This is a genomic window from Mesorhizobium huakuii (genome assembly GCF_014189455.1).
GTDB lineage: Bacteria > Pseudomonadota > Alphaproteobacteria > Rhizobiales > Rhizobiaceae > Mesorhizobium > Mesorhizobium huakuii_A.
Genome location: NZ_CP050296.1, coordinates 5,224,794 through 5,250,443, shown reverse-complemented (window position 1 = coordinate 5,250,443; position 25,650 = coordinate 5,224,794). Strand labels below are relative to the sequence as shown.

Below are 25,650 nucleotides of genomic sequence, written 5' to 3'. Positions count from 1 at the left end.
CGCAAGGTCGGCTTTTCTTTGCCAGATAGGCCCGACCGCCAGGCTTTGTCCTTGCCGACAGGCTGACATGGCTCCGAGCCCTGCCAAATCAGGCAACTGGCTGGGACAGGGCCAGATTGCCGCTGAGCAGCGCCGCCAGATCGCCCGCGGAAGCATCGGCTCCAGCACGCAGCCGGATCGCGAATTCGGCCATAGGAACCGGCGGCAGGCCAAGCTCGCGCGGCGCTTCGACAATGCCGGAATGGGCAAAGCGCGGGGTTCGCAGGGTCAGCGCAACGCCGGCATTCACGGCTGTACGCAAGCCGGCCAGGCTGGCACTGCCGGCAGCGATGCGGTAGCGGCGACCGGCAGCATCGAGCGCTGCGAGTGCGGCCTCGCGAAACCCGCAATAGGGATCGAGCAGCGCCAGCGGCAGCTCTTCCTGCCGCGAGGCCAGTCCCTTCTGTGAACACAGCCAGATCATCGGCTCGCGCAAGACGCCGACCTCATCCGGCGCCGCCGTCTGGCGCATGACGATCGCCAGATCGAGGCTGCCGGCCTGCAGCGCCTGCGCCAGTTCGGCCGAGCGGCCGACCCGCAATTCGATCCTGACGCGCGGATGGCTGGTGGCGAAGGCACGCAGCAGGTCCGGCAGGCCACTGTCGGCGAAGTCCTGCGTCGTGCCGATGGCGACGCGCCCGGCAGCCCGTGCCCCCTTCAGCGCCAGCCACGCCTCGCGATGCACGGCAAGGATGCGCCTAGCATGGCCGACAAGGTCCTCGCCGGCCGGGGTCAGGCCGCGGCCCCTGCCCTGCGGCGCCAGCAGCGGCTCGCCGACGATCTCCTCCAGCCGCTGCATCTGGGCGGTCACCGCCGAAGGTGAACGGCCGACGCCGGAAGCCGCCTGCGCCAGCGAGCCGCTGTCGACGAAAGCGAGGAAGGTTTTGAGCAGATCCGGATCGAGCGTTTGCATAATTCGAAGATATCGAATCTTTAGTTGAAAACAATTCGATTTTTTTGATCTGGAGATGATGACATGGTCTCTCCAACGGCAACCACGCCGCTAAAAAACCAAGGAGAAGAAAAATGCCCATCATCAACATCAGCGTCACCGGCAAGCCGGACGCCGCTTTGTCCGCCAGGATTGCCAGGGAAATCACCGAGATCACCGCCACGCAATTGCGCAAGGATCCGACGATCACGGCTGTCGCCGTATCCTATATCGATCCGCAGCACTGGTTCGCCGGCGGCAAGTCGCTGGCCGAACATGGCACCAACACGTTCTGGCTGGATATCAAGGTGGTCGACGGCACCAACACCAAGCTCGAACTCGAGGCCTATCTCAAGGCTCTCTTCGACGCCTTCGGCCGCCTGCTGGGCGGCGTGCACGAGGAAAGCTACGCCTTCGTGCATGAAGTGCCGGCAGCCGCCTATGGCTATGGCGGCAAGACGCAGGAGTTCCGCTTTATCAGCGGACGGCTGAAGGCGGCGTGAGGCCCTTGTTCCTTCTTCCTCCCGAGGGAGCAGGAACACCGTCTCTTCCCACATTGACCTAGCGCCCACTTGCGCTACGCTCTGCGCCGAGGCGGCCACGGAAGAGCCGCGATGACAAAAATCGTTGGGAGAGACGCGGCATGATCCTGACACTGGCGCTGCTTGCTGGTCTTGTTTTCGCCTGGCTGCTGATCGGCGTGGTGGAAAAATTCCGCCTTGGCCTGCGTTTCAGCCAGGCGATGCTCTATGTGCCCTTCAAGCTCGCCTACCGGATCAGCGACAACCGCATCGGGATCGCACGCAATGCGCAGGCTCCCGTTATCTACGTCATCTCGCACCAGTCGCGCTTCGAACCGGCGCTGATGCTGTCGCTGTTGCCGGACGACACGCTGCACATTCTCGACGAGGTCTCGGCGCGCTCACCCTGGCTCGAACCATGGCGCGAGCTTGGCCGCACCATCGCCTTCAATGCCGAACATCTTTTCGTCAGCCGCCGGCTGGTGCGTGTGCTGAAGGGCAAGGGCCGGCTCGCCGTCTATCTGCCGGACGCGGTCGAGCCTGACGTCAAGACGTTCCGGCTGTTTCGCGCCGTCACCCGCATCGCCATGCAGGCCGACGCCCGCATCGTGCCGATCTTCGTCGCCGGCGCGCGCAGCCTGCCCGTTTCGCTGACGCCGGCCGACAAGGCGCCGCGGCACTGGTTTCCGCAGCTGTCGATCAGTGTGCTGGAACCGATGACCATCGCCGAACTGGTGGCACGCAATCCGGACCAAGCCTCGAACACCAATGCATTGTTCGACCGCGTCGCCGAGGCGCGGCTTTTCGGCACCGACCTCGATCGCGGCCTGTTCCTGGCCATGCGCGCTGCCGCAGCTAGGGTCGGCGCCTCGCACCCGATCATCGAGGATGTCATCTCGGGCGCGCTGAGCTACCGCAAGATGTTCATCGGCGCCCGCGTGCTGGGCCGACGCTTCGAGGCGGCAACGGCGCCGGGCGAAGCGGTGGGGATAATGCTGCCCAACGCCAATGGCGTCGTGCTGTCGTTGGTCGGCCTTCTCTCAGCGGGCCGGGTGGCGGCGATGATCAATTACACCGCCGGGCCGGCGAGCGTCACGGCAGCGGTAAGCACGGCTGTCATCCGCACCGTCATCTCCTCCCGCGCCTTCGTCGAGAAGGCCGATCTCGCCGATATCGTCGCGGCGGTCGAAAAGGGCGGCGCCAGGCTGCTGTGGCTGGAGGATCTGCGAGCAAGCGTCACCGCGCTGGACAAGCTTGCCGCAGCCTTGCTGTGGCGCTTGCCGCTGCAGCCGCAGGATGCGGCCAAGCCGGGCGTGATACTGTTCACCTCGGGTTCGGAAGGCACGCCCAAGGCGGTTGTCCTGTCGCAAAAGAACCTGCTCGCCAATGCCATGCAGGCAGAGGCGCGCATCACCATCTCGCCGGCCGACATCCTGCTCAACGTACTGCCGGTGTTCCATTCCTTCGGCCTGACGGGCGGCACCATCCTGCCGCTGGTCACCGGGGTAAAACTGTTCCTCTACCCCTCGCCGCTCCACTACAAGATCATCCCCGAGATCGCGCGCAAGGTGAAGCCGACGATCATGTTCGGCACCGACACATTCCTCGCCAACTATGCGCGCACCGCCAAGGATGGCGACTTCTCCAGCCTGCGCTTCGTCGTTGCCGGGGCCGAGGCGGTGAAGCCGGAAACCCGCCGCGTCTATCGCGATCGCTTCCAGGCCGAGATCATCGAAGGTTTCGGGCTGACCGAGGCCGCTCCGGTGGTTGCCGTCAACACCGCGATCCATGGCCGCGACGGCACGGTTGGGCGGCTCTTGCCGGCGATGCGTATGAAGCTTGAGCCAGTCGAGGGCATCTCGGATGCCGGTCAGTTGTGGCTCGACGGACCCAATCTGATGATGGGCTACATGACCGCGGACCGCCCCGGTGAGCTGCAGCCGCTGACCGGCTGGCACGACACCGGCGATATCGTCGCCGTCGACCGCGAGGGCTTCATCACCATCCGCGGCCGCGCCAAGCGCTTTGCCAAGATCGCCGGCGAGATGGTGTCGCTGGGCGCGGTCGAGATGCTGGTGCAGTCGCTGTGGCCGGAAGAACGCCATGCGGCGGTGGCGGTGCCGGACAAAAGGCGCGGCGAGCGTATCGTGCTGGTCACCACCGCCGACGATGCCAATCCCGAAGAGCTGCGCCAGTTCGGTAAGAAGGCCGGGGCCGCCGAATTGATGGTGCCCAACGACATCGTCAAGGTGGAGGAAATCCCGGTGCTGGGGTCCGGCAAGACCGATTATGTCTCGACCAGGAAGCTGGCGATCGACAGGCTGGGGCTGGGCGTCGCGGCGTAAGGTTCTACCCTATGTCCGAAGGCGGCACCTTCTCGCCCTCGAGCTTGGCGCGCTTGGAGTAGGCGCGCACGGAGAACGGCAGGAAGATCAGATAGCCCGCGACCGACGCCGTCAGCGTGTACCAGGGATAGGTCATCAGCAAGAGAATGTAGAGCACGACGGCCAGAATGACTGGCAGCACCCTGTCGCCAGGGATCTTGATGCTCTTGCCGGAATAGACAGGCAGCCGGCTGACCAGAAGGAAGGCGACCAGGATGGTGAAGCCGGTGGCGACGAAGGCGGCCGGGCGGCTTGGCTCCAGCCCGAGCCGCAGGAAAAACAGATAGAGCGGCAGCATCACCAGCACCGCGCCGGCCGGCGCCGGCACGCCAACGAAATATTCCGACTGCCACAGCGGACGCTCGGCTTTCTCGTCGTCGAGCACGTTGAAGCGGGCAAGTCTCAGCCCGCAGGCGATGGCGAACAGAAGGGCTGCGATCCAGCCCGGCGAGCCGGCGCGGTCGAGCAGGAAGGCGTAGAGCACCAGAGCAGGTGCAACACCGAAGTTGACGATGTCGGCGAGCGAATCCATCTGCGCGCCGAATTTTGAAGTCGCCTTCAGCATGCGTGCGAGCCGACCGTCGATGCCGTCGAGAAAGGCAGCCAGCAGCACCATCACCACCGCCGTCTCGAAGCGATCCTCGAAGGCAAAGCGGATGCCGGACAGGCCGGCGCAGATGGCAAGCACGGTGACCAGGTTGGGCAGCACCATGCGCATCGGGATCTCGCGGATGCGCGGACCGCCGCTGGCATGAGCCTCGAACTTCTTGAACGGCGCGCCCAAGGCTCAGGAAATCCGCACAAGAGGAGTGCCGGCGACACCACCGAACTCGGCGAGCACCGTTTCGCCGCCGACCGCCGTCTGGCCGACGGCGACGCGCGGCGTCGCGGTCAAGGGCAGGAAGACATCGACGCGCGAGCCGAAGCGGATCAGGCCGAAACGCTCGCCGGTGCCGATCGAGCCGCCAGCCTCGGCCCAGCAAACGATGCGCCGCGCCACCAGGCCGGCGATCTGGACGGCAGCCACCGTGCCATTGGGGCTTTCGATGACCAGGCCGTTGCGCTCGTTCTCGGTGCTGGCCTTGTCGAGTTCGGCGTTGAGGAATTTTCCCGGCCGATGCTCGATCTTGGCGATGCGGCCGCGCACGGGCGAGCGGTTCACATGGCAGGAAAAGACGTTCATGAACACCGAGATGCGGGTCATCTCGACATTGCCGAGGCCAAGCTCGCGCGGCGGCAGGGCCGGACCGACCGCCGAAATGATACCATCGGCGGGGCTCACCACCAGGCGGTCGTCGACCGGTGTGACGCGCTCGGGGTCGCGGAAGAAATAGACGCACCAGGCGGTCAGGGATCAGGCCGATCCAGAACAGGATCGAGGAGAAATAGCCAAGGAAAAGCGTCCCCGCGCCGAAAGCGGCGATGAAGGGATATCCCTCGCGATGGATCGGAACGAAGGTATTCTTGACCGAGTCGAGAAGGCTCATAGGGCTTGGGGCAGGTCCCTGTTTCAGGTTGCGCCTCAATAGCGGAAAGCCCCCCTGCCCGCAACGCAACAATGGGAGGATGGGTGTGGCGGCTGAGGGCGGTATGATGAATGCGAGCTGAGACTCTACTCTGCGGCAGCGGAGCGATCAAAGTGCGCGTCGAGTTCGGGCATCGTAGCCTCCGCGAGTTTTTCGTAATCCTCGCCACTTAAGAGCACACTGCCATTCGGCGAAGACAGGGAGAGGAAGCTCCGGTCAGACGCCAGCACCACCCAGTTCACCACAGGCCCTTCCGCCGTTTGCACCACCGAGTTAGCTGAAACGATGGCACCCAGCGGATCGAACCCGGCCTTGCGCAGCAGAAGGTCGACAGCGACCGGAGCATGATTTTGCTCAGTCAGCTGGATTGCTGCCTCAATCTCCGACTCCTCAGCGCGCCCAAGCCGTGGCCCGACCCTCGGTGCATCAGCTCCCAACAGGCTCTCACCCGCGCGTATGATCGGAGGATCGTCCGGGGGAATACACTCGTAAACGGTAACGTGTGCCTTTGTTGCTGCGCATAGCCGGAGCTCATCCGCGCTGGTGCGGAGTTGAAAGACCATTTGCTTTTCGCCCTCGACATCCAGCATCCTCGCCATCCCAAACCCCCGTTTGATCTCCGACGGCGACGCCTTAGCGCAGGCGAGGCCGGCACCGACGTCACGCTGGCTCAACATCTGGCTCACCAGTTTGCTGACCGACTCATGAAGAAGCCTACTTTCACGCTGGGGGTTGGCCACAACGAGTCGGTCGATCGTATCGTCGTAGTTGTCATCATCGACAATCTGCAGATCGGCCCAAGACGTGATCCAACGCGCGAGCAAATCCTCCATCGACGCGGCTTCATCCGCTTCGTAGAATGCGTCATCGAGCGTATCCAGGAAATCGTCGCGGCCACCCTCGAAGCCCGTTTGTTTCGCTGCTTCATCAGGATTGCGGGCAACCCAAGCTGACATCTTTTCCAAGGTCGCCAACTGCCTCGTTGCCCCGCAGGCGCTGAGTCCGGCTCTGGCGTTGGCAATCGTGGTGTCGATTTCCCTGCCCGCATTGTGGATAAACTGACTGTGGCCGCCGTTCTTTACCTCCGAGGAGTACCAGTCCGCATGAAAGACCTGCATCGCCTTGGGGTTGATCTCCGGATGACGGTAGAGCCCTTTGGAAACGATCGTCACCGCGAATTGCATGACAGCTAAGACAAGATCAAAAGGCTTTTCACTAGCCTTCTCGACCTTCGAACGAGGCACCGTGATTAGAGGTACGAGGAGATTGACCCCTTTATCTTCCGAAGCGGGTGGCGTCTTCTCGGACGCCCCTTTGGACTTGCGCGAGAAAAAGCCAAACATCGAAATGTTTCCGTAATTCAAAAATCGGTTGTTATTGCCCAGACAATATCAGTTGTTGTTGAGGATAAAAGCCCCAGCTCATCTATCGGGATAGAGCGGGGAACGCCCGCGCCAGACAGACGCTGGGCGTCGTTGCGCTGAATGAGCGTTAAAGTTCCGGCACGCGCTGATAGTTGGCGATGTCGGCCCGCACGCCCAGGCGCGCGATCGTCTCCTGCGGGTTGAACGCGATACGCTCATGCGCGGCCTTGACGATCGGCACGACCTTGTCGACGGCCGCCTGGCTTTCCCATTCGACGATCGTCACCAGGTTGAATTCGCCCGGCCCTGAAAATTGCTCGAGCAGGAAATCCTGCACGAAACCCTGCTGCTGGCGCAGCAATTCGTGTGTCGCCCTGACCTTGACGAGTATCTCTTCACGGGCGGCGGCCGGGACGACGAACTTGTCCACCCTGAACACGCTGCCGCCGTTAACAGTCTGATTTATGTCGTTCATTTCGATTGTTCCGTTCCTGGATGATGGTGTTTTCGGGCTCCAGGAACGGCGTACAATCTCAACTTAAGTTGAGGTCAAGCGGATTTTTACCTCTTCCTTCTCCCCTTGTGGGCCTGTTGCGTAATTCGCTGGTTGTGATTCTCTGAGAGGGAGCTCGGAGGAATCGCGATGGCGGTGAAGCAGACTGGACAGTTGAGCTTGGCGGAGGCCTTTCTGGGCCACAAGCTGACGGGGGGGTTCTTCGCCACTCGACCGTCTGTCGGGTCTGGTGAAGTGGTACCGGTTCGAGAAGCTGCTTAATGCGCTGCGCGATGGTGGACCGGGTCGAGCTGCCTGGCCGCCGCTGGTGTTGTTCAAGGCACTGTTGCTGCAATCGCTCTACGGACTGTCGGATCGCGAGTTAGAGGAAGCGCTGGGCGATCGGCTGTCGTTCCGGCGCTTTGCTGGGCTGGGGCTGGACGATACAATCCCCGACCACACGGTGCTGTCGCGTTTTCGCAATCTGCTTGTCAGCGAAGGGCTGATGGAGAAGCTGTTTGGCGAACTGGACCGGCAGTTGGAGAAGGCCGGCGTGATCCTGAAGCGCGGTACGATGCTGGATGCCACGCTGATTGATGCGGTCTCGACGCCGCCGACACCCGAGCGGCCGTCGCAGGATACGGACGCCCGCGTCACAGCACGCAAGGGCAAGAGCGGCCTTACCTTCGGCTACAAGGCTCATGTCGGGGTGGATGAAGGCTCTGGCCTGATCCGCACGGTGATCACGACACCGGCCAACGTCAACGACACGGTCGTGGCTGATCACTTGATCTGCGGTGATGAGAAGACGGTATGGGCAGACGCAGCCTATGACACCCATGCCCGCCGTGCTCGGCTCAGGGCGGCCGGCAAGAAGGTGCGCATTGCACGGCGCCCCAACAAGCATCATGCGCTGCCGCCGCGGCTCAAGCACTACAATCGCCTGATCGCCAGACGGCGAGCAGCGGTGGAGACCACCTTCGCCACGCTCAAGAACCGCATGAAGCTGACCACGATCCGCTACATCGGGTTGGCCAAGGCTGCTGGTCAGGTGACAATGGCGGCCATCGCTTTCAACATGCGCCGATGGGCCGCCATCACGGGATAGGTGCGTCCACAATCCGGCCAGCCAAGGCCGAACCGCCACCTCAAACATCGAAACCAGACCTCAACCCCTAAGAACCAGCAATAGCCCGCTGATCCTGTTCCCCCGCCGTTCCTCCCAGTAACTGCGCAACAGGCCCCTTGTGGGAGAAGGTGGCCTCGCGAAGCGAGGTCGGATGAGGGGTGCTCCAGCTTGGCGAGGACGGCACTCCGTCACCCACCCCTCAACCGTATCGGCGCTAGCGCGCCGATCCACCTTCTCCCACAGGGGGAGAAGGAAAAGGCGCTACGACACCTCCGATGTCCGCCGGCGAACGATCACACCGAGCTCGTCGCCCTCGCGGGCAAGGCGCAGCCGCTCCTCGGCTTCGGTCGCCTCGCGCTGGCGGTCCCACATCGAGGCATAGAGGCCATGCTTGCGCATCAGCTCGACATGGGTGCCACGCTCGGCGATCTGGCCGTCCTTGAGCACGATGATCTCGTCGGCGGAAATCACCGTCGACAGGCGGTGGGCAATGACGATGGTGGTGCGGCCCTTGCTGACGAGATCGAGCGCGGCCTGGATCTCCTGCTCGGTGTGGCTGTCCAGCGCCGATGTGGCCTCGTCGAGCATAAGGATCGGTGGTGCCTTCAGGATGGTGCGGGCAATCGCGACGCGCTGTTTTTCGCCACCCGAAAGCTTCAGCCCGCGCTCGCCAACCATAGACTTGTAGCCATCGGGCAGCTTCTCGATGAACGGTCCGATCTGGGCGAGTTCGGCTGCCTTGCGCACCTCCTCTTCGCTCGCGCCGACGCGGCCGTAGCGGATGTTGTAGGCGATGGTGTCGTTGAACAGCACCGTGTCCTGCGGCACCATGCCAAGCGCCGCGCGCAGGCTGTCCTGGGTGACATCCCGGATGTCCTGGCCGTCGATCAGCACCTGGCCACCCTGCACGTCGTAGAAGCGGAACAGCAGCCGCGAAATGGTCGACTTGCCGGCCCCCGACGGCCCGACAATGGCGACCGTCCTGCCGGCCGGCACCTCGAAGGAAACACCTTTCAGGATCTTGCGGTTCGGATCATAGGAGAAATGCACGTCGCGGAATTCGACCTTGCCGGCGCCGACGGTGAGCGGTTTTGCATCCGGCTTGTCGACGATCTCCTGCGGCACGTCGAGCAGGTCGAACATGTGCTCGATGTCGGTCAGGCCTTGCCGGATTTCGCGGTAGATGAAACCGATGAAATTGAGCGGCACGGAAAGCTGCACCAGCATGGCATTGATGAAGACGAAATCGCCAACCGTCTGCGTGTGGGCCTGCACCTCCAGCGCCGACATGCACATGACGACGACCGTGCCGAGGCCGAAGATGACGCCCTGGCCAAAATTCAGCCAGCCGAGCGAAGTCCAGGTCTTGGTGGCGGCGACCTCATAGCGCGCCATCGAGCGGTCAAAGCGGTCGGCTTCCATGGCCTCGTTGGTGAAATACTTGACGGTCTCGAAATTGAGCAGGGAGTCGATCGCCTTCGTGTTGGCGTCGGTGTCGCTGTCGTTCATGTCGCGGCGGATCGAGATGCGCCAGTCGCTCGCCTTGACCGTGAACCAGACATAGAGGCAAACGGTAGCCGCCACCACAGCCACGTATTTCCAACCGTAGGTGAAACCGAAAATGCCGGCGGTCAGCGCGAATTCGAGAATGGTCGGCGCCGTGTTGAGCATGATGAAGCGCACGATCGTCTCGATGCCCTTGGTGCCGCGCTCGATGATGCGCGACAGGCCGCCGGTGCGGCGTTCGAGGTGGAAGCGTAGCGACAGCTGGTGCATGTGAACGAAGGTGCGGAAGGCGAGCTGGCGCACCGCATGCTGGCCGACGCGGGCAAACAGCGCATCGCGCAACTGGTTGAAGCCAAGCTGAACCAGCCTCAGCACATTGTAGGCGATGACCAGCATCACCGGGGCGAGCAGGAAGGACGGCAGCGGCGGTGGCGTTTTGGAGCCTCCCGCCAGCGCATCGGTCGCCCATTTGAAGAAATAGGGACCGGTGACCAATGTCAGCTTGGCGACGACCAGCAGCAGTGTCGCCCAGGTGACGCGCGCCCTGAGATCGGCGCGGTCGGCCGGCCACATATAGGGCCACAGATTGCGCAATGTCGTGAGCGTTGAGGTGTCGGCGGAGACGGTTTTTTCGACCACTTTTCTTGCCTTTTGGGTGAGAGGGTCAGCGGCCGGAGCAGCAGGAATTGACGAGCGTGCTTAGCGATGCCGATAGGTTGGCGAGCGCGGCATGATCGACCGCATAGCGCGAGCGCTGGCGGTCAGGCTCGAAGCGGACCAGGCCGGCCTCGACCAGGATCTTCAGATGCTGGGACACGGTAGACTGCGCCAGATCGAAACGATCGACGACCTCGCGGCAGCAGCAGGAATTGCTGGCCGACAGGTGCTTCAGGATCTCAATCCGTGCCGGGTGCGACAACGCCGCAAAGCGCGCAGCGACAGCGCGACTGTCGGAGATGCAGTCGGGTAGAACGCTGGCAGCGCGATCTGGTTCAAGGGTGGATTCTGTCATCGTTCATCGGCGATAGACGATGAACGAGTCTACGGCAAGCTGCCCGTATGGGCAGAGCGCTAGAGCTGTCTATCTCCCCCACAAGGGGGAGATTAGCCAATCACCGAAGACCTACTGCTTCTTGGTCGGCGCCGTCGTCGCCTGCTCGCCCATTGCCTTGAGGTCGGCGGCTTCGCCTTCCTTGGACTTTTCCGGGACCTTGAACACCTGGCCGGGCCAGATGCGATTGGGATCCCTGATCTGGTCCTGGTTGGCGAGGTAGATGGTCGAGTAGCGCACGCCATGGCCGTAAACGCGCCGCGATATCCGCCACAACGTGTCGTTGCGGCGGATGATGACGGCGCCGTCGGCATGTTCGAGCTTGGGTGACACGACCTCCGGCACATCGCCTGGCGGCGTGGCCGCAGCGACAACGGCCGGAGCCTCGGTGGCGGGCGCAGCCGGCGTTGCCGGTGCCGTCTCGGCCGGAGCGGCGGCAACGGCCGGAGCTGTCGCCGGTGCAGCAGGAGCCGGAGCGGCAGGCGCTTCGGCGGCTGCAGGTGCGGCCGGCTTGGTCTCTGCTGGCTTGGTCCCGGCAGGCGCCACGGCGGCGACCGCTTCACCCGGTTCGCGCTCGAACGGCACGGCGGCGCGGGCCACAACCGTCACGCCGTCGGCATCGAGGCCGTCGACATGGATGGTGTAGCTGCCGACCGGAATGTCGCGCTTCGCTTCGACCAGGAAATGACCGTCCGGCGATGTCTGCGCGTCACCGAGCAGGATGTCGTTGGCATAGGCGCGCACCTTGCGGCCCGGATCGGCGAGGCCGGCGACAAAGATCTTGTTGCCGTCGATCTCGACCGCCTCGACGACGATCTTGGGTTCGGCCACGGCTGCCGCGGGCGGCGTTGCCGGAGCCGGTGCCGCCTCGACGACGGCCGGCGCTGGTGTGGCCGGCGCCGGAGCAGCAGTCGCGGGCGCTTCGGCGGCCGGACCTGGCGCCGGGGCAGCCGGTGCGGCAGCCTGGTCGCCGGTGGCAGGTGCTGCCGGTTTGGTCTCGGGCGCGGGAACCGTCAGCAGTTCGGCCGGCTTGCCCGGCTCTTCGACCATGGCCAGCACCTGGCCGGCGGCATTCTTGGGAACCGAAACGACGGCGGTCTGCACCGAGACGGTCACCACCGTGCCGACCGCCGAACGCAGGGCAATTGTGTAGTCGCCAGGCTTCAGCGGATCGTCGAGCACGATGACGAAAGCGCCATCGGGACCCGCCACGGTCGAACCAAGCACGGTCGTGCCGCTGAGGATCTCGACCTTTGAATTGGGCGTTGCATTTCCGGCAATGACGATCGAGCCATTGCTCTCGACGCGCACGACATCGAAAGTCGGCGCGATCGGGCCGGCCGCTGCGGGTGCCGCCGGAGCCGCCGCATCGGTTGCGGGCGCTGCCGGAGCCTCCGTCGCAGGTGCTGCTGGAGCTGTCGTCTGGGGCGCCGCGGCGGGAGCAGCCGGCACCGCAGGCGCTGGCAGCCGCCCTTCCGTGCCTGGATCAGCCGGTTTCGGCGCCTCTGGTGGCGTCAAGGCCGCGACTTTCGCCGGCGGCGTTGGATGAAGATACGGGTCGAGTGCGCCCGATACATAGGCCGTTCCCGCGGCCGCGACGGTCCCACCCGCCGCGAACAGGAACGCCTTCAATGGATTAATTGCCATACTTCCCTACCCCTTAGCCACCTAACGCCGGTCTAGCGTGTTTTGCCAAAGCCGACAAGAAAAAGCCCACCCCGGGCTTGACCACGCTTTCAGACCCAATCACCAATCATCCGTATGAACACGATTCGATCCGTCTGCGTCTATTGCGGCTCGTCGCCGGGCCGCGATGAAATCTATGCGAAGGCCGGACACCTGCTTGGGCGCTCAATTGCCAGAGCGGGCCTGCGGCTGGTTTATGGCGGCGGCACCAAAGGCATTATGGGCGCAGTCGCCGAAGGCGCGCTCAAGGCCGGCGGCAAGGTGACAGGCATCATTCCCCGCTTCCTGATCAACAAGGAAGCAACAGAAACCGCGCTCGACCGGCTTGATGAACTCCTCATCACCGACAACATGCACGAGCGCAAGCACAGAATGTTCGAGAAATCCGACGCCTTTGTGGCGTTGCCCGGCGGCATCGGCACAGTCGAGGAGATCGTCGAGATCATGACCTGGGGACAGCTCGGCCATCACCGCAAACCGATCGTCTTTGGCAATATCAACGGATTCTGGGACCCGATGCTGTCGTTGCTTGATCACATGGCGGCAGAGGGCTTCATCCATACTGCAAAACGCGTTCAGCCATTGGTGATCAACGATCCGGAAGCCATCGTCGCCGCCATCATGGTGGCAGGCTCCTCCGTCGACGCCCCGACCGAGGGCGTGCAGTCGGTGATAGACAAAATGTAGGGGAATAAGGGAGTAGGGCAGTACGGCAGTAGGGAAAGACATGCCCTACTGCCCTACTGCCCTACTGCCCTACTGCCCTACTGCCCTACTGCCCTACTGCCTTCCGCAAATCCGCTATCACAGCACGCCGATCCTGCCGCCGCCAGGCGAGATGGATCGCCACGCTGCGCTTGAACCAGGGAAGGTCGCGGAAGACGATTCCCGACGGCGCGGCGCTTCGCAGGCTCTCCTGCACCGTCGCCAGGCCCAGTCCGGCGCTGACCAGGCCGAGCGAGGTCAAGGGATCAGCCGTCTCATAGGCGATGTCGGGCACGAAGCCGGCCTCGATGCAAGCGGCCAGGAACTGGCCGCGGTTGGTGTCGGCGGGCTGGCGCACCACGGTGATCCAGGTGCGGCCGTCGAGATGATGCGGGCGGATGTCCGACAACTGGACAAGCGTGTCATCTTCGGGGATCGCCAGCACCAGCGGCTCGCGGCGGACCAGAATCGAAGCAATTTCGGGATAGTCGGCCGGCGGTGGCGAATAGACCAGGCCGAGATCGAGCGTGCGCTGGCGCAGCCCCTCGAACTGCGCGGCAGAGCGCAGGCTCATCAGGCTGAGATGCAATTGCGGCCGCTCACGGCGGAATTGCCTGAGCATGTCGGCGACCAGGCCGGCATGCACCGCGCCCTCGACATAACCGATGGCGAGACGGCCGACCGCGCCGCTGGCCAGGTTGCGGCCAAACTCCTCCACGCGCCGCGCATTGGCGAGCAGCGCGCGGGCCTCCGAGAGGAAGGCGCGGCCCTCGGCATTGAGATGAACCCGCTGCTTTGCCCGTTCGAACAGCGCGACGCCCAGCTGCTGCTCGAGCTGCATGACCTGCCGGCTGAGCGGCGATTGCGAAATATGCAGCAGTTCGGCCGCACGGCCGACATTGCCGGTTTCGGCGACGGTGACGAAGTAGCGGAGCTGTCGCAGGTCGAACATTTTTATCCCGGGCTCAACGTCCTTTCAGGTCTTAACTTTAGCCTAATCAGTCTTGGACAGTCTGACCAGCCAGAAGGGATAGTCCGGCATCCCAACCAAGGAGACCGACATGCAGTTCTTTGCCCTTCTCACCCGCAACACCGCAAAGTTTGGCGACGCCGACTTCGCACCGCTTCTGCCCGGCGAGGCCGAGCAGCGGCGCACGCTTTACGCCGAAGGCGCGGTGCGCCAGGTCTGGAACCGTGGCGACATTCCCGGCAGTGGCCTGATGTTCGAGGCCGCCGACGACGCCGAAGTGCGCGGCCATCTCGCCACTTTGCCGCTGATAAAGGCCGGCATGATGGACATCGCCGCGATCGTGCCGCTTAACCCCTACCCCGGGTTTGGGCCGAAGCGCTGAACCACATCGGACGGCGCGGTCGGCGGCGCTCAGCGCCGGCCGCGCTCGGGCGGCAATTTAGAGCCTCACGGGCGCTCCGGCGATTTCCATTTGCGGAGAATCTCCTGGTTGGTTATCGGGGAGATGGGCAAGGGGGATTGAACGGTGGCGGACAGAACAGGCGGCGACGCGGATCGCGTTCCACGCGCTTCCGTCGTCATGACCGTCTATACGGACCAGCGCTTTCTCGACGCCGCGGTCAACAGCATCCTGATCCAGGATTTCGACGATCTCGAACTCATCATCGTCGATGACGGAACGGGCCAGGACGCGGTCTTCCGGGAACTGGCGCGTCGCGATCCGCGCATCCGGCTGGTCATCAATCCGACCAATCTCGGCACCGCCGCTGCCGCCAATCGCGGCATCGAGGCGGCCCGAGGCGAGATCATCCTGCGCCTCGACGCGGACGATATCGCCGAGCCCGCGCATGTCGGACGACTGGTCGCGGCCCTGGACGAGGATCGCGAACTTGGCCTCGTCGGACATGCGGTAACGCTGATCGACGAAGCCGACCGCGTCGTCGGCGCGCAGCTTATGCCCGAGACGGATCTGGAGATCCGCTGGACGATCCTGTTCCACAATCCCTTCTACCATTCGACGATCGCCTACCGCCGTGGCTGCTTCGAGGCCGCCGGGCGTTACCGAATCGATGAACTGGTCTCGCAGGACCACTATCTGTGGTTCGACATGCTGCCTTTGTGCCGGGCGCGAAATCTTGCCGAACCGCTGACGCGCTACCGGCTGAACGCACTTGGGCTGACCGCGACAAACGCAACGAATGCCCGCAATCGCACGCATCCGATCCGCCAGGCATCATGGGCGCGCCTCGGCCTGACCTACGACCTTTATGACGATGCTTTCGCCCAGGACCTCACCCAGTTCATCCGGGGGAACGTGATCGCTACCGACCGACGCGCCGCCGCCTACGGCAAGTTGCTCGGCGTACTCAAGGCCTTCCTTGCAGCGTCACGGCCCTTCAGACGCACGGAGGATGCGATTGCGGCGAGGCAGCTGGCCCATGGCATCGTCGCGCGCATGCTCGCCAGCCCGCCGCCGGGTCTCACGGAGATGCTGCGCGTCTGCTATCTGTGCTGGCCGCTCGACTGGCGCGCCGTAGCCGGTGCAGCGACAAGGCGACTGGCGATCGGGCTCAAGGCGTGGTTGCGCAAAACAGGCCGCTGAGTGAACTGGTGCTGGACCAATTGACGAGGAACAGATTTCTGGAAACCGAAGGTGCCGTCTCTGCCGTAAAGAGTGAGAATTATGGACCTTGATTATTCTGCCTGGTTTGCAGGCAAAAGCCTTTCGACCGACTGGACCTCGCGCTTCTTTCCCCTCTGGGCCACACTGTTCCAGTCGCGCCGCGACGAGGCTCTCGAGGTCCTGGAGATCGGCTCCTGGGAGGGCCGGTCGGCGATCTTCTTTCTCAATTATTTCGGCAAATGCCGGCTCACATGCATCGATACGTTCGGCGGCAGTCCCGAACACACCCTGCGCCAGAAATGGAGCGACCAGCTTGCGCATGTCGAGCAACGCTTCGACAGCAATCTCGCCGCGTTCGGCAAACGGGTCGAAAAGATCAAAAGTCCCTCGTCCCAGGCATTGGCCCGCCTTATCACCGACGAGCGGCGCTTCGACCTCGTCTACGTCGACGGCAGCCATCACAGTGCCGATGTCCAGGCCGATGTCGTGTTCTCCTGGCCGATGGTGCGGGATGGCGGGATCGTCATTTTCGACGATTACGAATGGACGTTCTTTGCCGATGAGGTCGAGCGTCCAAAACTCGGGATCGACAGTTTCCTGTCGGTGCAATCAGGCCAATACCGCGAGCTGTACCGAGGTGAACAAGTCATCATCCAGAAGATCGGCGTAGCCAGGAACGAACGCCCGGCAATTCCGTCTCCTGTCCCGCGCCAAGAACCCGTCACCGAAGCCAAAACCGATGGATCTGAAAACGACGTCGAGTTCGTGCTGATTGCCGAGGCGGGCATTCTTGAAGCACAGGCGTTGCTGCTGTGCGAAAGCATAAGGTGTTTCGCCGGCTCTTATTCGCGGTCCCCGATAACGGCGGTCTCGCCGAGAAGCAGCCGTCGCCCCTCCGCGTCGACGATAGACCGGTTCGGGCAACTGGGAGTGGACTATCTGCCGATCGAAATCGACAGCCCCTGCCCGCAATATGGCCCTTCATACCGGGTCCATTCGCTTGCTCATGTCGAAAGACGGACCGGGCCACCAGTCATCATCATGCTTGATAGCGACACGATATTCATCGCCGAGCCCGACTTTTCGTTGGGCACATGCTCCGCCGCTGCCCGCCCGGTGGACAGCAAGGGGATGTGCACGACAGGCCCTGGCGACCCATTCGACGCTTACTGGCGGCAGCTATGCGTCCTTACCGATGTCGACTACGAGCACCTGCCGATCGTGCGTACGAGTGTCGACGGCCTGGCTGTGCGCGCCAGCTACAATGGCGGGCTCATCGCCGCAAAAAGGGCGAGCGGCCTGTTTCAGCGCACGGAAGATATTTTCAGGAAGCTGGTGGCCGCCAACATGAAACCATGGGCCGGCGCCGAGCCAACCTACGGCACCGGGACCGGCATCCTGCAGGGGGAGGCCACGGCCTTCTGGGGCACGAGCCAGGCTGCTTTCTCACTGGCGGCGACCGCCGGCAACCATTCCGTGCGGCTTTTGCCGGCCACGCATAATTTTCCGCTCCACAACTTCAACCCGGCCACGGCGCCTGACCCGGCCCGGCTGGTTCATATTCACTATCATGGGCTGTTCAACGAGGGCTCCGCTGCCGCGAACCCGATCCTGGACGGAACGCTGGCGCTGCCCGCGGGAATAGCCGAATGGCTCGAAGCCCGACTGCCGTTGCGGCAAGAGCCGCCGCCGGCCGCGCAGATGTCGAACCGCGCGCGCCACTCCCGGAGAAAAGCGATCCTCGTGCTTGGGATGCATCGCAGCGGGACCTCGATGCTTGCCGGCACCATCGCCGCATTGGGATCGGCCCCTCCCAAAAAGCCATTGCGCGCGGACGGCAACAATCCCAGGGGATATTGGGAAAGCACCCCGCTCAATTTCGCCAACGACGAACTGCTCGCAGCGGCAGCCTCCTCGTGGCATGACTGGCGGCCGCTCGATCCGCAATGGCTGCAATCACCGGCGGCGGAGACTCACCGCCACAAGATCAAGGCGATCCTGGCAAGCGAGTACAGCGATGAACCGCTGTTTTTCGTCAAGGATCCCCGGATTTGCCGGTTCATTCCGTTCATGTCGTCGATCCTTGCCGAGATAGAGGTCGAGCCGGTGGCTTTGCTTCCGCTCCGCAATCCCCTCGAGGTCGCTTACTCGCTGCAGCGACGGGATGGATTGCCGTTGGCGAAATCCCTTTTGCTCTGGCTCAGGCACGTGCTCGAGGCGGAACATCATTCGCGGCACATGCCACGTTGTTTCATACGCCACGAACAATTCCTGATCGACTGGCGACATCATGTCGAGCGTGCGGCGGACAAGACCAGCATCGCCTGGCCGACACACTCCGACCAAGCGGAAACCGAGATAGGGCGTTTCCTGACAGCGGACCTGCATCATGAACGGGCAACAGCCGGGGAATTGCAGAACCATCCGGATGTGACACCGCTGATCCGTACTGCCTACGACATTCTATGTGCCATGGCGGACGACGGCGACAGCCAGAAATTGCGCGATGAGCTGGACCTGATGCGGGCGAAATTCGATGATGCCTGCGATGTCTTGGGGGCGCGGCGGCGGCGGCCGAGTCCGACCATTTGCGCGGCGAGCGCGACGCAATCAACCGCGCCTATCGTGAGCTCGGCCTCGAACGGGACGCACTGGTGCACGATCGAGACAATCTCCTTGCCGAGCGCGCCGCACTGCTCGCGTCGCCCAGTTGGCGACGATTGACAGCCCCGTTGCGGTGGATGCGAAGTCCATCCAAGCGTCGAAGATGACGACAATTGTTGCATCCGGCCAATGCCGCCGCTCGACACTGTGATCGGCTGTCAAGAAACCGTCACACGGAACCGGGTTCGCGCGTGCTAGAAATTGCGGCCAGACGACCGCTAATGCGGGCGCCGCACTTGAAACCTGCATCTGGCACTGCCCATGGATACCGCCCTCGCCCCGGAAGGCACCGACCTGTCGCCTTACCTGCCCGATGAGCACGGGCTGTTCTTCATCTATCATTTCACCGCAGAAGGCGTGCGGACCAAGGACGCCAGCGCCGCGCACTGGACATGGCGCAGCTACCAGATCACCGATCTGCACGCCCGCCAGGAAATCGCCGCCGAGAAGGCTCTACCGGCCCCGGCGCGCGATGCTTTCCTCGCGCCCAGCCATGGCTGCCACGTCGACTACGAGGATGGCTGGCTCTTTGGCGACCTGCCGGACCTCAGGCACGATTTTTCAGAGGCGCGCGGACTCGTCCATTTCCGCTTCGCCTTCAACGACACGATGCTGATCGGCGCCCGCAAGCAGCCTCTGGAGTCGGTCGACGCGGTTCGCAAGGCGGTGGAGAATGGATCGCGGAAATTCCGCTCGCCAGCGGACCTGATCGAGGCGGTCATGGGTCAGTCGCTCGACGGCATGTCGGCCGAGCTCGGCAAACTCGGCGACGCACTCGACGGCATCGAGGATCGCGTCGTGCGCGATGCGTGGCATAATGAACGCCAATCGCTGGTCGAGGCGCGCCGGCAGCTGGTTGTGATCCATCGGCAGATGGCGACGCTCACCAACCTGTTTCGCCATCTCGACCATTCGCATCGCGACGAGCTGCCCGACCTGATCAACGACATGGCGGCCCGACTCTCGCACCGGGCGCTCACCCTCTACAATGACGGCGAGCAGTTGCAAGGTAAGCGATGCGCCAAGGCACCTTTCCCGAAATAGTGCTCTATAGTAGATAATAGGAAGCCGTTGGTCCGCGTCGCCGCGATCACTGCGGATCGTCATAACGGGTGACGTAGTGGAGTTCGCGCAGGGCGGGGATGACGAGGGCGATGTCTTTGTAGGCCTCATGCTCGATGAAGCGCGCGGTCTCTGGCCCTGGCCTGGGCTTGCCGAGGACGGGCCGCCCCTTTTGTCGACGCAGTAGATCAGGATCGGCAGCAGCAGGCCGTGGTTGGGGTTGTCGAGGTCGAGTAGCCGTTTCCATTTTTTGATGTTGAGATTGATGGCCGCGTAGAACCCCTGGCACCACGGCCGCGGGTCGATGCCGCCGCTGGGCTTGGTGGCGAAACGGGGCGCATAGTCCTGCGGTCTGTCGAAGAGCGTCTCGTTGATCCGGTTGTGGATCCTGGCGACGCTGGCAAACACGGCGTGATCGGTTGCAGATCCTTTGGCCAGGACGTCGCGCGGCAACCCCATGAGCGGGCACATCCAGTCTTGCGGGTCCGGGAACCGCGGCCCGGTGACCGCCGCCGTTACGAAGCCATCCAGCGCCGACATCGTCCGCACCAGCGGGCGGGGGGCGGGTTTGATGGCCATCCAGGCCTCGAGCGCCTCGTCCGACAGCGCCATGTCATCGATTGCGCTCATGCCGCCAAGGAGAGCGGCATCGCTTGGCGGCGCACCCAATTCCACGGCATCAGCTCATCCCATCGCGAGGCTGGCCAGTCGTTCTGGATGCGCTCGGTGACATCGGCCATGTAGGCTTCGGCATCGACGCCGCAGAGCTTGCAGGTCTCAATGATGCTGAGCACGACCGCTGACCGCTCTGCCGCGGCGAAGCTGCCCGAGAAAAGCCAGTTGCGCCTGCCGACTGTAAATCCACGAATCGCCCGCTCCGCGATCAGGTTGTCGGGCTCGAGCTGGCCATCGTAGAGGAAGCGATTGAACGCGCGCCATCGGTTGGTGCCATAGGCGAAGGCCTTCGCGATATCGGCATGGCGCGACAAACCCTTGCCCTGGCGCATGAGCTGTCGTCGCAGCGCGCGGACCAGTGGTCGGGTCCGACTTCGTCGTGCGGCCAATCGCTCGGCGGGCGGGAGCCCCCGTATCTCTTCCTCGATCCGGTAGATCGCCTGGATACCGGCCATCGCCGTCGTGCTGAGCTCGGTCGGCTGGCTGTCGTGAACGTCGAATATCTTGCGACGCAGATGGGCCAGGCAGGCAGCTTCTCGAATGGCGCCGCCCTTGTAGAGCTGGTTATAGCCGCTGAAACCGTCGGCCTGGAGCGTGCCGGCAAATCCGGCGAGCTCGGTCATTACGCTCTCGCCGGCGCGGCCCATGGTGGCGCGATACCAGGCGATCGGCGGCTCCTGCGAACCCGAATTGCGGTCGTCGGCGACGTAAACCCAGAGCGCGCCCTTGTGGGTCTTGCCGTTGCCGGGCGCCAGGATCGGAAGCCGCGTGTCGTCGGTATGAATCTTGGTGCGGGTACGGCCGATCTCACGGATGCGGTTGTAGATCGGATCGAGCAAAGCGGCGGCGTAGCCGGCGCTGCGCGAAAGCGTGGATCGCTCGATATCGACGCCCTTGGCGGCCATCATCTGGGCCAGACGGTAGAAGGGCAGATGATAACCCCACTTCGCCATCATGATATGGGCGAGCGCGGCATAGCTGAGCTTACCGCGTGCAATGGCCTTGGCTGGCGCCGGCGCCTGGATGATTTTATCGCAGGTCCGGCAGCTGTACTTGGGTCGAATGGTCTCCATCACCTGCCAGGCCTGGGCGACCAGATCGAGCATCTCCTCGCTATCTTCGCCCATGGCGCGCAGATCGCCGCCGCAGCCCGGGCAACATGCGCAAGACGGCTCGCGAACGGCCCGCTTGCGCGGCAGGTTCGGGTTGAGCTTACGCACCGGCAACACCCGGACCTTGTCGGTGTCAGCAACGATGGGCAGCTCGATATCGGGCACGCTGGCGGCGAAATCGGTCTCGAGATCTTCGAGTTCGAGCCGCATCTGGCCCAGCTTCTCGGAGGAGCGGCCGAAGGCCTTGCGGTTGAAGCGATCGATCCGCAGCTGCAGGCGCTGGATGCGAAGTGCGGCCTCGGCGCGCTCTCTTCGCAGCTGCTCATCCCGTTCGGCAATGGCGATGTCACGGGCAGAAACGGCCGCCTCCAGAAGGGCGATCCGAGCGAAGAAATCAGCGGTTGAGGGAGCTTGTTCCGACACCCAAATTACATACCCGAAAGACCCTCGTCACGGAAGCAAAATCGACACAAAATCAATAAGAAACGAGCAAAATCAGCCAGCCAAACGCGGCCGATAGGTCTTGCTCGGCCGGCGCCAATCGATCCCCTCCAGAAGCAGCGAAAGCTCTGCCTTGGTAAGCGACACAGTCACCTGATCCTTGGTCGTCGGCCAGGCAAAACAACCCTCGGAAAGCCGTTTTGTAAAAAGGCAGAACCCCTGGTCGTCATGCGCCAGAATCTTGATGATATGACCCTTGCGTCCACGGAAGCAGAAGATCGCGCCGGTATGCGGGTCGAGCGCGAGCACCTGCTGCACCATGCGTGCCAGGCTGTTGATCCCGCGGCGCATATCGGTCTCACCGCAACAAAGGTAAATCCGGTCGGTCGGCACCACTGTGATCAACTGGTCAACTCCGCCAGGACGATACGTAGCGCTGTCGGATCGACGGTCCCGTCGATCCGCAATCGCGCGCCGTTCGGAAAGGCCACGACGATCCTGCCGGCCGGGTCCGGGCAATCGGCGACGGGGCGTTCGACATCCGGCAGATCGCTCACGTCGATGCGCGCGAAGGTCGCCATCGCCTGATCGGCATCGAGTTCCCCGCCGGCCATCTGCTTGCGCCACGCATAGAGCTGTGACGGAGCTACGCCGAACGCTTCCGCGACCTCGGTCACCGACGACCCCGCCGCGCTCGCCAGGTCGACCAACGCGCGCTTCTCCGTGCAACTCCACAGCCTTCGTTGCCGCACGCGCCCGGGCACCGTTGTAAGATCTTCGGACGCCGCGGCGCCGCTTAACTCGGCGACCGTATCGCCGCTTGCATGTTCCAATGTCATGGCCCGAAACCTCCATGTTCATCGGCCTATTGCAAGGTGCCTTGGCGCATCGCTTACGTTGCAAGCGCGCACAAGGTTGTTGCAGGACGAGCTGATGGCCAAGCTGACCATGCAGTCGAACCAGCTCCTCTATGTTCTCTCCGTCATGACCGCAGTGCTGCTGCCGATGACCATCATCTCGGGTCTGTTCGGCATGAATGTCGGAGGGCTGCCACTGGTTGATACGCCAGCGGGCTTCTGGGTGGTGACGGCTGTGTCGGTGGTTATCGCTTTGGCCACCTACCTGTTCGTCAGGCGGCTCGGCCGCGGGTTGTAGCGGCGGCTCGGCGGGCCGTAACCAGCATCGACCAGGAATACATCGCCAGCGCCGTCCAGATCAGGGCAAAGGCAATGGCCTGTGCCGTGCCGAACGGCTCGTCGAAGATCAGCACCGCGATCAGGAACACCATGGTCGGCGCGATGTATTGCATGATGCCGATGGTGGAGAGGCGCAAAAAGCTTGGCACCGAACGCAAACAGAAGCAGCGGCACCGATGTGACCGGACCGCAGCCGATCAGCAGCGCCGTGTCGGTGCCGGTGCTGGAGACGATGTGGTCCTGCCCGGTCGCGATCAGGTAGACGATGTAGCCGAGAGCCGGCACGGACAGCAAAAGCACTTCGAGCAGAAAGCCCTGGCTCGGGCCGATCGGCAGCGTCTTGCGGAAGAAGCCGTAGGCGGCGAAGGAAAACGCCAGCGCCAGCGACACCCAGGGCAGCTTGCCGCCCTCGATTGTCAGCACCGTGACGGCGACCGTTGCCAGCACCACCGCCGCGATCTGCAACCGGCCGAGCCGCTCGCCAAGCAGCAGCGCGCCGACGACAACGCTGACCAGCGGGTTGATGTAATAGCCAAGCGCGGTCTCGACGGTGCGGTCGACCGCGATCGCCCAGACATAGATGCCCCAGTTGACCGAGATCAGTGCCGCCGTCAGCGCCGCCATGCCGATGGTGCGCGGCGAGCGAATTGCCGCCTTGAAGTCCGCCGTGCGGCCGGCCCAGACCAAAACCGCCCCGGCGATCGGCACGGACCAGACGATACGGTGGGCAATGACCTCGGCAAGCGGCAGATGCGCCACCGCCTTCATGTAAAAGGGCAGCAAACCCCACAAGAGATAGGCGCCCAACGCCAGCAGGAAGCCGCGACGGGCTCTAGACTCTGCGTCCAGGGTAATTGCTTCAGTGACCATGGCCCGACGCTATGGCCCAGTAAACTTGGCAAGACCATCACAAAGTTCTGATGGATCAATGGACTTTCGCTGATGGTTCAACCTTATTCGGCGGCAACCAAGCCAGCCATTTCGCGGTTCTTCATCAGCTTGTAGATGATCGAATCCATCAATGCCTGGAAGGAAGCGTCGATGATGTTCTCCGACACGCCGACGGTCCACCAGCGCGCGCCAGTGCCGTCATGCGATTCGATCAGAACCCGGGTGATGGCCTCGGTGCCGCCATTGAGGATACGCACCTTGAAGTCGGCGAGCTCGAGGTCGACGATCTCGCTCTGGTACTTGCCGAGATCCTTGCGCAGCGCGATGTCGAGCGCGTTGACCGGACCATGGCCTTCCGCAACTGACATCTTCTCCTCACCGTCGACCTCGACCTTCACGATGGCCTCGGAGACGGTCTTCAGATTGCCATTGGCGTCGAAGCGGCGCTCGACCATGCAGCGGAACGAGGTGACGTTAAAGAATTCCGGCAGGCCGTGCAGCATCTTGCGGGCGAGCAGCTCGAAGGACGCGTCGGCGCCCTCATAGGCATAGCCCTCGGCCTCGCGCTCCTTGACGACCGCGATCAGCGCATCGAGCCGGTGATGGTCCCTGGGCACCTCGATGCCGCGCCGCTTCAGCTCGGCGAGGAAATTGGCCTTGCCGCCCTGGTCGGAAACCATGACGCGGCGGCGATTGCCGACGGATTCCGGGGGGCACATGCTCATAGGTCGCCGGTTCCTTGGCCAGCGCCGATGCATGGATGCCGGCCTTGGTGGCGAAAGCCGAGGCGCCGACATAGGGCGCCTGTGCTTCCGGGGCACGGTTCAGCAACTCGTCGAAGGCACGCGACAGACGCGAAATGCCGGTCAGCGCCTCGGCCGAAATGCCGGTCTCGAAGCGATCCGCGAAAGCCGGCTTCAGCGCCAGTGTCGGGATGATCGAGATCAAATTGGCATTGCCGCAGCGCTCGCCGATGCCGTTCAGCGTGCCCTGGATCTGCCGCACGCCGGCCTCGACCGCGGCCAGCGAATTGGCAACCGCCTGGCCAGTGTCGTCATGGGCATGGATGCCCAGATGATCGCCGGGTATGCCTGAGGAGATGACTTTTCCGACGATGGTACGCACCTCCGATGGCTGCGTTCCGCCATTGGTGTCGCACAACACCACCCAGCGCGCGCCGGCCTCGTATGCCGCCTTCGCGCAGGCCAACGCATAGTCCGGATTGGCCTTGAAGCCGTCGAAGAAATGCTCGCAATCGACCATCGCTTCCTTGCCGGCGGCGGCAGCGGTTTCGACCGAAGTCTTGATCGACTCCAGATTCTCCTCGTTGGTGCAGCCGAGCGCCACGCGGACATGGTAGTCCCAACTCTTGGCGACGAAGCAGATGGCGTCCGATTTCGACTGTACAAGCGACGAAAGGCCGGGATCGTTGGACGCCGACACCCCCGCCCGCTTGGTCATGCCGAAGGCGACGAATTTGGCGCGTGCCGTGCGTTTCTGCTGAAAGAACGCCGTGTCGGTCGGATTGGCGCCGGGATAGCCGCCTTCGACATAGTCCATGCCGAATTCGTCGAGCAGTTTTGCAATCGCGATCTTGTCCTCGACCGAAAAGTCGATGCCTGGCGTCTGCTGGCCATCGCGCAGTGTGGTGTCGAAGAGATAGAGGCGCTCGCGGGTCAT

Annotated in this window: 17 protein-coding genes and 8 pseudogenes; 10 read left to right on the top strand and 15 right to left on the bottom strand. The window is 63.4% G+C overall.

The window, feature by feature from the left end:
* Positions 1–88: 88 nt before the first annotated feature.
* Entirely contained in the window at positions 89–952 is an 864-nt protein-coding gene (locus HB778_RS25230; protein ID WP_183457864.1) for a LysR substrate-binding domain-containing protein, read from the bottom strand.
* Positions 953–1,065: 113 nt separating this feature from the next.
* Between HB778_RS25230 and HB778_RS25225 the strand changes: the two genes are divergently transcribed.
* Complete coding sequence (locus HB778_RS25225; RefSeq protein ID WP_183457862.1) at positions 1,066–1,473, top strand: tautomerase family protein; 408 nt, start codon at positions 1,066–1,068, stop codon at positions 1,471–1,473.
* A gap of 140 nt (positions 1,474–1,613) precedes the next feature.
* Positions 1,614–3,836 carry an AMP-binding protein gene (locus HB778_RS25220; protein WP_183457860.1) on the top strand — a complete coding sequence of 741 codons (2,223 nt, stop codon included), beginning with the start codon at positions 1,614–1,616 and terminating at the stop codon, positions 3,834–3,836.
* A gap of 4 nt (positions 3,837–3,840) precedes the next feature.
* Here the strand turns inward: HB778_RS25220 and HB778_RS25215 are convergent, their stop codons facing one another.
* The 4 genes and pseudogenes from HB778_RS25215 to HB778_RS25200 all read right to left on the bottom strand — a co-directional run bounded on the left by HB778_RS25215 (position 3,841) and on the right by HB778_RS25200 (position 7,240).
* Positions 3,841–4,659, bottom strand: coding sequence for a CDP-alcohol phosphatidyltransferase family protein (locus HB778_RS25215; protein ID WP_032929550.1), 819 nt, complete (start codon positions 4,657–4,659; stop codon positions 3,841–3,843).
* A gap of 3 nt (positions 4,660–4,662) precedes the next feature.
* Positions 4,663–5,362 (bottom strand): annotated as a pseudogene (locus HB778_RS25210) (phosphatidylserine decarboxylase).
* Positions 5,363–5,487: 125 nt separating this feature from the next.
* A complete protein-coding gene (locus HB778_RS25205; RefSeq protein WP_183457858.1) occupies positions 5,488–6,744 on the bottom strand; it encodes a DMP19 family protein in 1,257 nt (418 codons plus the stop codon).
* Between the two features lie 148 nt (positions 6,745–6,892).
* Complete coding sequence (locus tag HB778_RS25200; protein ID WP_183457856.1) at positions 6,893–7,240, bottom strand: antibiotic biosynthesis monooxygenase; 348 nt, start codon at positions 7,238–7,240, stop codon at positions 6,893–6,895.
* Positions 7,241–7,408: 168 nt separating this feature from the next.
* Between HB778_RS25200 and HB778_RS25195 the strand changes: the two are divergent.
* Positions 7,409–8,366 (top strand): annotated as a pseudogene (locus HB778_RS25195) (IS5 family transposase).
* 282 nt (positions 8,367–8,648) lie between these two features.
* Here HB778_RS25195 and HB778_RS25190 read toward each other — a convergent pair.
* The 3 genes from HB778_RS25190 to HB778_RS25180 form a co-directional block, all read right to left on the bottom strand.
* Positions 8,649–10,532: an ABCB family ABC transporter ATP-binding protein/permease gene (locus tag HB778_RS25190; RefSeq protein ID WP_183457854.1), complete on the bottom strand. Its 1,884-nt coding sequence runs from the start codon at positions 10,530–10,532 to the stop codon at positions 8,649–8,651.
* A 25-nt stretch (positions 10,533–10,557) separates the two neighbouring features.
* The gene (locus HB778_RS25185; protein WP_183457852.1) at positions 10,558–10,905 is read right to left on the bottom strand and encodes an ArsR/SmtB family transcription factor; all 348 of its coding nucleotides are present in this window, start codon (positions 10,903–10,905) and stop codon (positions 10,558–10,560) included.
* A gap of 111 nt (positions 10,906–11,016) precedes the next feature.
* Positions 11,017–12,591, bottom strand: coding sequence for a LysM peptidoglycan-binding domain-containing protein (locus HB778_RS25180; RefSeq protein WP_183457850.1), 1,575 nt, complete (start codon positions 12,589–12,591; stop codon positions 11,017–11,019).
* Positions 12,592–12,705: 114 nt separating this feature from the next.
* On the opposite strand from HB778_RS25180, the gene HB778_RS25175 reads away from it, so the two are divergent.
* Positions 12,706–13,317, top strand: a complete 612-nt coding sequence (locus HB778_RS25175; RefSeq protein ID WP_095204964.1) for a TIGR00730 family Rossman fold protein — start codon at positions 12,706–12,708, stop codon at positions 13,315–13,317.
* 85 nt (positions 13,318–13,402) lie between these two features.
* On the opposite strand, the gene HB778_RS25170 is transcribed toward HB778_RS25175, so the two are convergent.
* Entirely contained in the window at positions 13,403–14,287 is an 885-nt protein-coding gene (locus HB778_RS25170) for a LysR substrate-binding domain-containing protein (protein WP_183457848.1), read from the bottom strand.
* 109 nt (positions 14,288–14,396) lie between these two features.
* Here HB778_RS25170 and HB778_RS25165 point away from each other — a divergent pair, with 109 nt between their 5' ends.
* From HB778_RS25165 to HB778_RS25145, 5 genes and pseudogenes are all read left to right on the top strand, one after another.
* Positions 14,397–14,687, top strand: a complete 291-nt coding sequence (locus tag HB778_RS25165) for a muconolactone Delta-isomerase family protein (protein ID WP_183457846.1) — start codon at positions 14,397–14,399, stop codon at positions 14,685–14,687.
* Between the two features lie 144 nt (positions 14,688–14,831).
* Positions 14,832–15,908 (top strand): glycosyltransferase, encoded by a 1,077-nt coding sequence (locus HB778_RS25160; protein ID WP_183457844.1) that lies wholly within the window; start codon positions 14,832–14,834, stop codon positions 15,906–15,908.
* A gap of 81 nt (positions 15,909–15,989) precedes the next feature.
* Positions 15,990–16,409 (top strand): annotated as a pseudogene (locus tag HB778_RS43480) (class I SAM-dependent methyltransferase); the annotation flags it as partial.
* A gap of 6 nt (positions 16,410–16,415) precedes the next feature.
* Entirely contained in the window at positions 16,416–18,653 is a 2,238-nt protein-coding gene (locus HB778_RS41660) for a sulfotransferase family protein (protein WP_244661606.1), read from the top strand.
* 201 nt (positions 18,654–18,854) lie between these two features.
* A pseudogene (locus HB778_RS25145) lies at positions 18,855–19,607 on the top strand (CorA family divalent cation transporter); the annotation flags it as partial.
* 291 nt (positions 19,608–19,898) lie between these two features.
* Here the strand turns inward: HB778_RS25145 and HB778_RS41655 are convergent.
* The 4 genes and pseudogenes from HB778_RS41655 to tnpA form a co-directional block, all read right to left on the bottom strand.
* Positions 19,899–20,195, bottom strand: a pseudogene (locus HB778_RS41655) (UPF0149 family protein); the annotation flags it as partial.
* 86 nt (positions 20,196–20,281) lie between these two features.
* Positions 20,282–21,865, bottom strand: a complete 1,584-nt coding sequence (gene tnpC, locus HB778_RS25135) for an IS66 family transposase (protein ID WP_183457841.1) — start codon at positions 21,863–21,865, stop codon at positions 20,282–20,284.
* 72 nt (positions 21,866–21,937) lie between these two features.
* Positions 21,938–22,234, bottom strand: coding sequence for an IS66 family insertion sequence element accessory protein TnpB (gene tnpB / locus HB778_RS25130; protein ID WP_210308038.1), 297 nt, complete (start codon positions 22,232–22,234; stop codon positions 21,938–21,940).
* Between the two features lie 50 nt (positions 22,235–22,284).
* Positions 22,285–22,722, bottom strand: coding sequence for an IS66-like element accessory protein TnpA (gene tnpA, locus HB778_RS25125; RefSeq protein ID WP_183457837.1), 438 nt, complete (start codon positions 22,720–22,722; stop codon positions 22,285–22,287).
* 58 nt (positions 22,723–22,780) lie between these two features.
* Between tnpA and HB778_RS25120 the strand changes: the two are divergent.
* Positions 22,781–23,038 (top strand): annotated as a pseudogene (locus HB778_RS25120) (CorA family divalent cation transporter); the annotation flags it as partial.
* Here HB778_RS25120 and rarD read toward each other — a convergent pair.
* Positions 23,013–23,949: pseudogene (gene rarD, locus HB778_RS25115) on the bottom strand (EamA family transporter RarD). The pseudogenes HB778_RS25120 and rarD sit on opposite strands and share 26 nt — an antisense overlap.
* An 83-nt stretch (positions 23,950–24,032) precedes the next feature.
* Positions 24,033–25,650 (bottom strand): annotated as a pseudogene (gene cimA, locus HB778_RS25110) (citramalate synthase).

Coding starts and splice junctions, on each gene's coding strand:
- HB778_RS25230 (WP_183457864.1), bottom strand. CDS start 952: ATGCAAACGCTCGATCCGGATCTGCTCAAAACCTTCCTCGCTTTCGTC.
- HB778_RS25225 (WP_183457862.1), top strand. CDS start 1,066: ATGCCCATCATCAACATCAGCGTCACCGGCAAGCCGGACGCCGCTTTG.
- HB778_RS25220 (WP_183457860.1), top strand. CDS start 1,614: ATGATCCTGACACTGGCGCTGCTTGCTGGTCTTGTTTTCGCCTGGCTG.
- HB778_RS25205 (WP_183457858.1), bottom strand. CDS start 6,744: ATGTTTGGCTTTTTCTCGCGCAAGTCCAAAGGGGCGTCCGAGAAGACG.
- HB778_RS25200 (WP_183457856.1), bottom strand. CDS start 7,240: ATGAACGACATAAATCAGACTGTTAACGGCGGCAGCGTGTTCAGGGTG.
- HB778_RS25185 (WP_183457852.1), bottom strand. CDS start 10,905: ATGACAGAATCCACCCTTGAACCAGATCGCGCTGCCAGCGTTCTACCC.
- HB778_RS25180 (WP_183457850.1), bottom strand. CDS start 12,591: ATGGCAATTAATCCATTGAAGGCGTTCCTGTTCGCGGCGGGTGGGACC.
- HB778_RS25175 (WP_095204964.1), top strand. CDS start 12,706: ATGAACACGATTCGATCCGTCTGCGTCTATTGCGGCTCGTCGCCGGGC.
- HB778_RS25170 (WP_183457848.1), bottom strand. CDS start 14,287: ATGTTCGACCTGCGACAGCTCCGCTACTTCGTCACCGTCGCCGAAACC.
- HB778_RS25165 (WP_183457846.1), top strand. CDS start 14,397: ATGCAGTTCTTTGCCCTTCTCACCCGCAACACCGCAAAGTTTGGCGAC.
- tnpB (WP_210308038.1), bottom strand. CDS start 22,234: ATGCGCCGCGGGATCAACAGCCTGGCACGCATGGTGCAGCAGGTGCTC.
- tnpA (WP_183457837.1), bottom strand. CDS start 22,722: ATGACATTGGAACATGCAAGCGGCGATACGGTCGCCGAGTTAAGCGGC.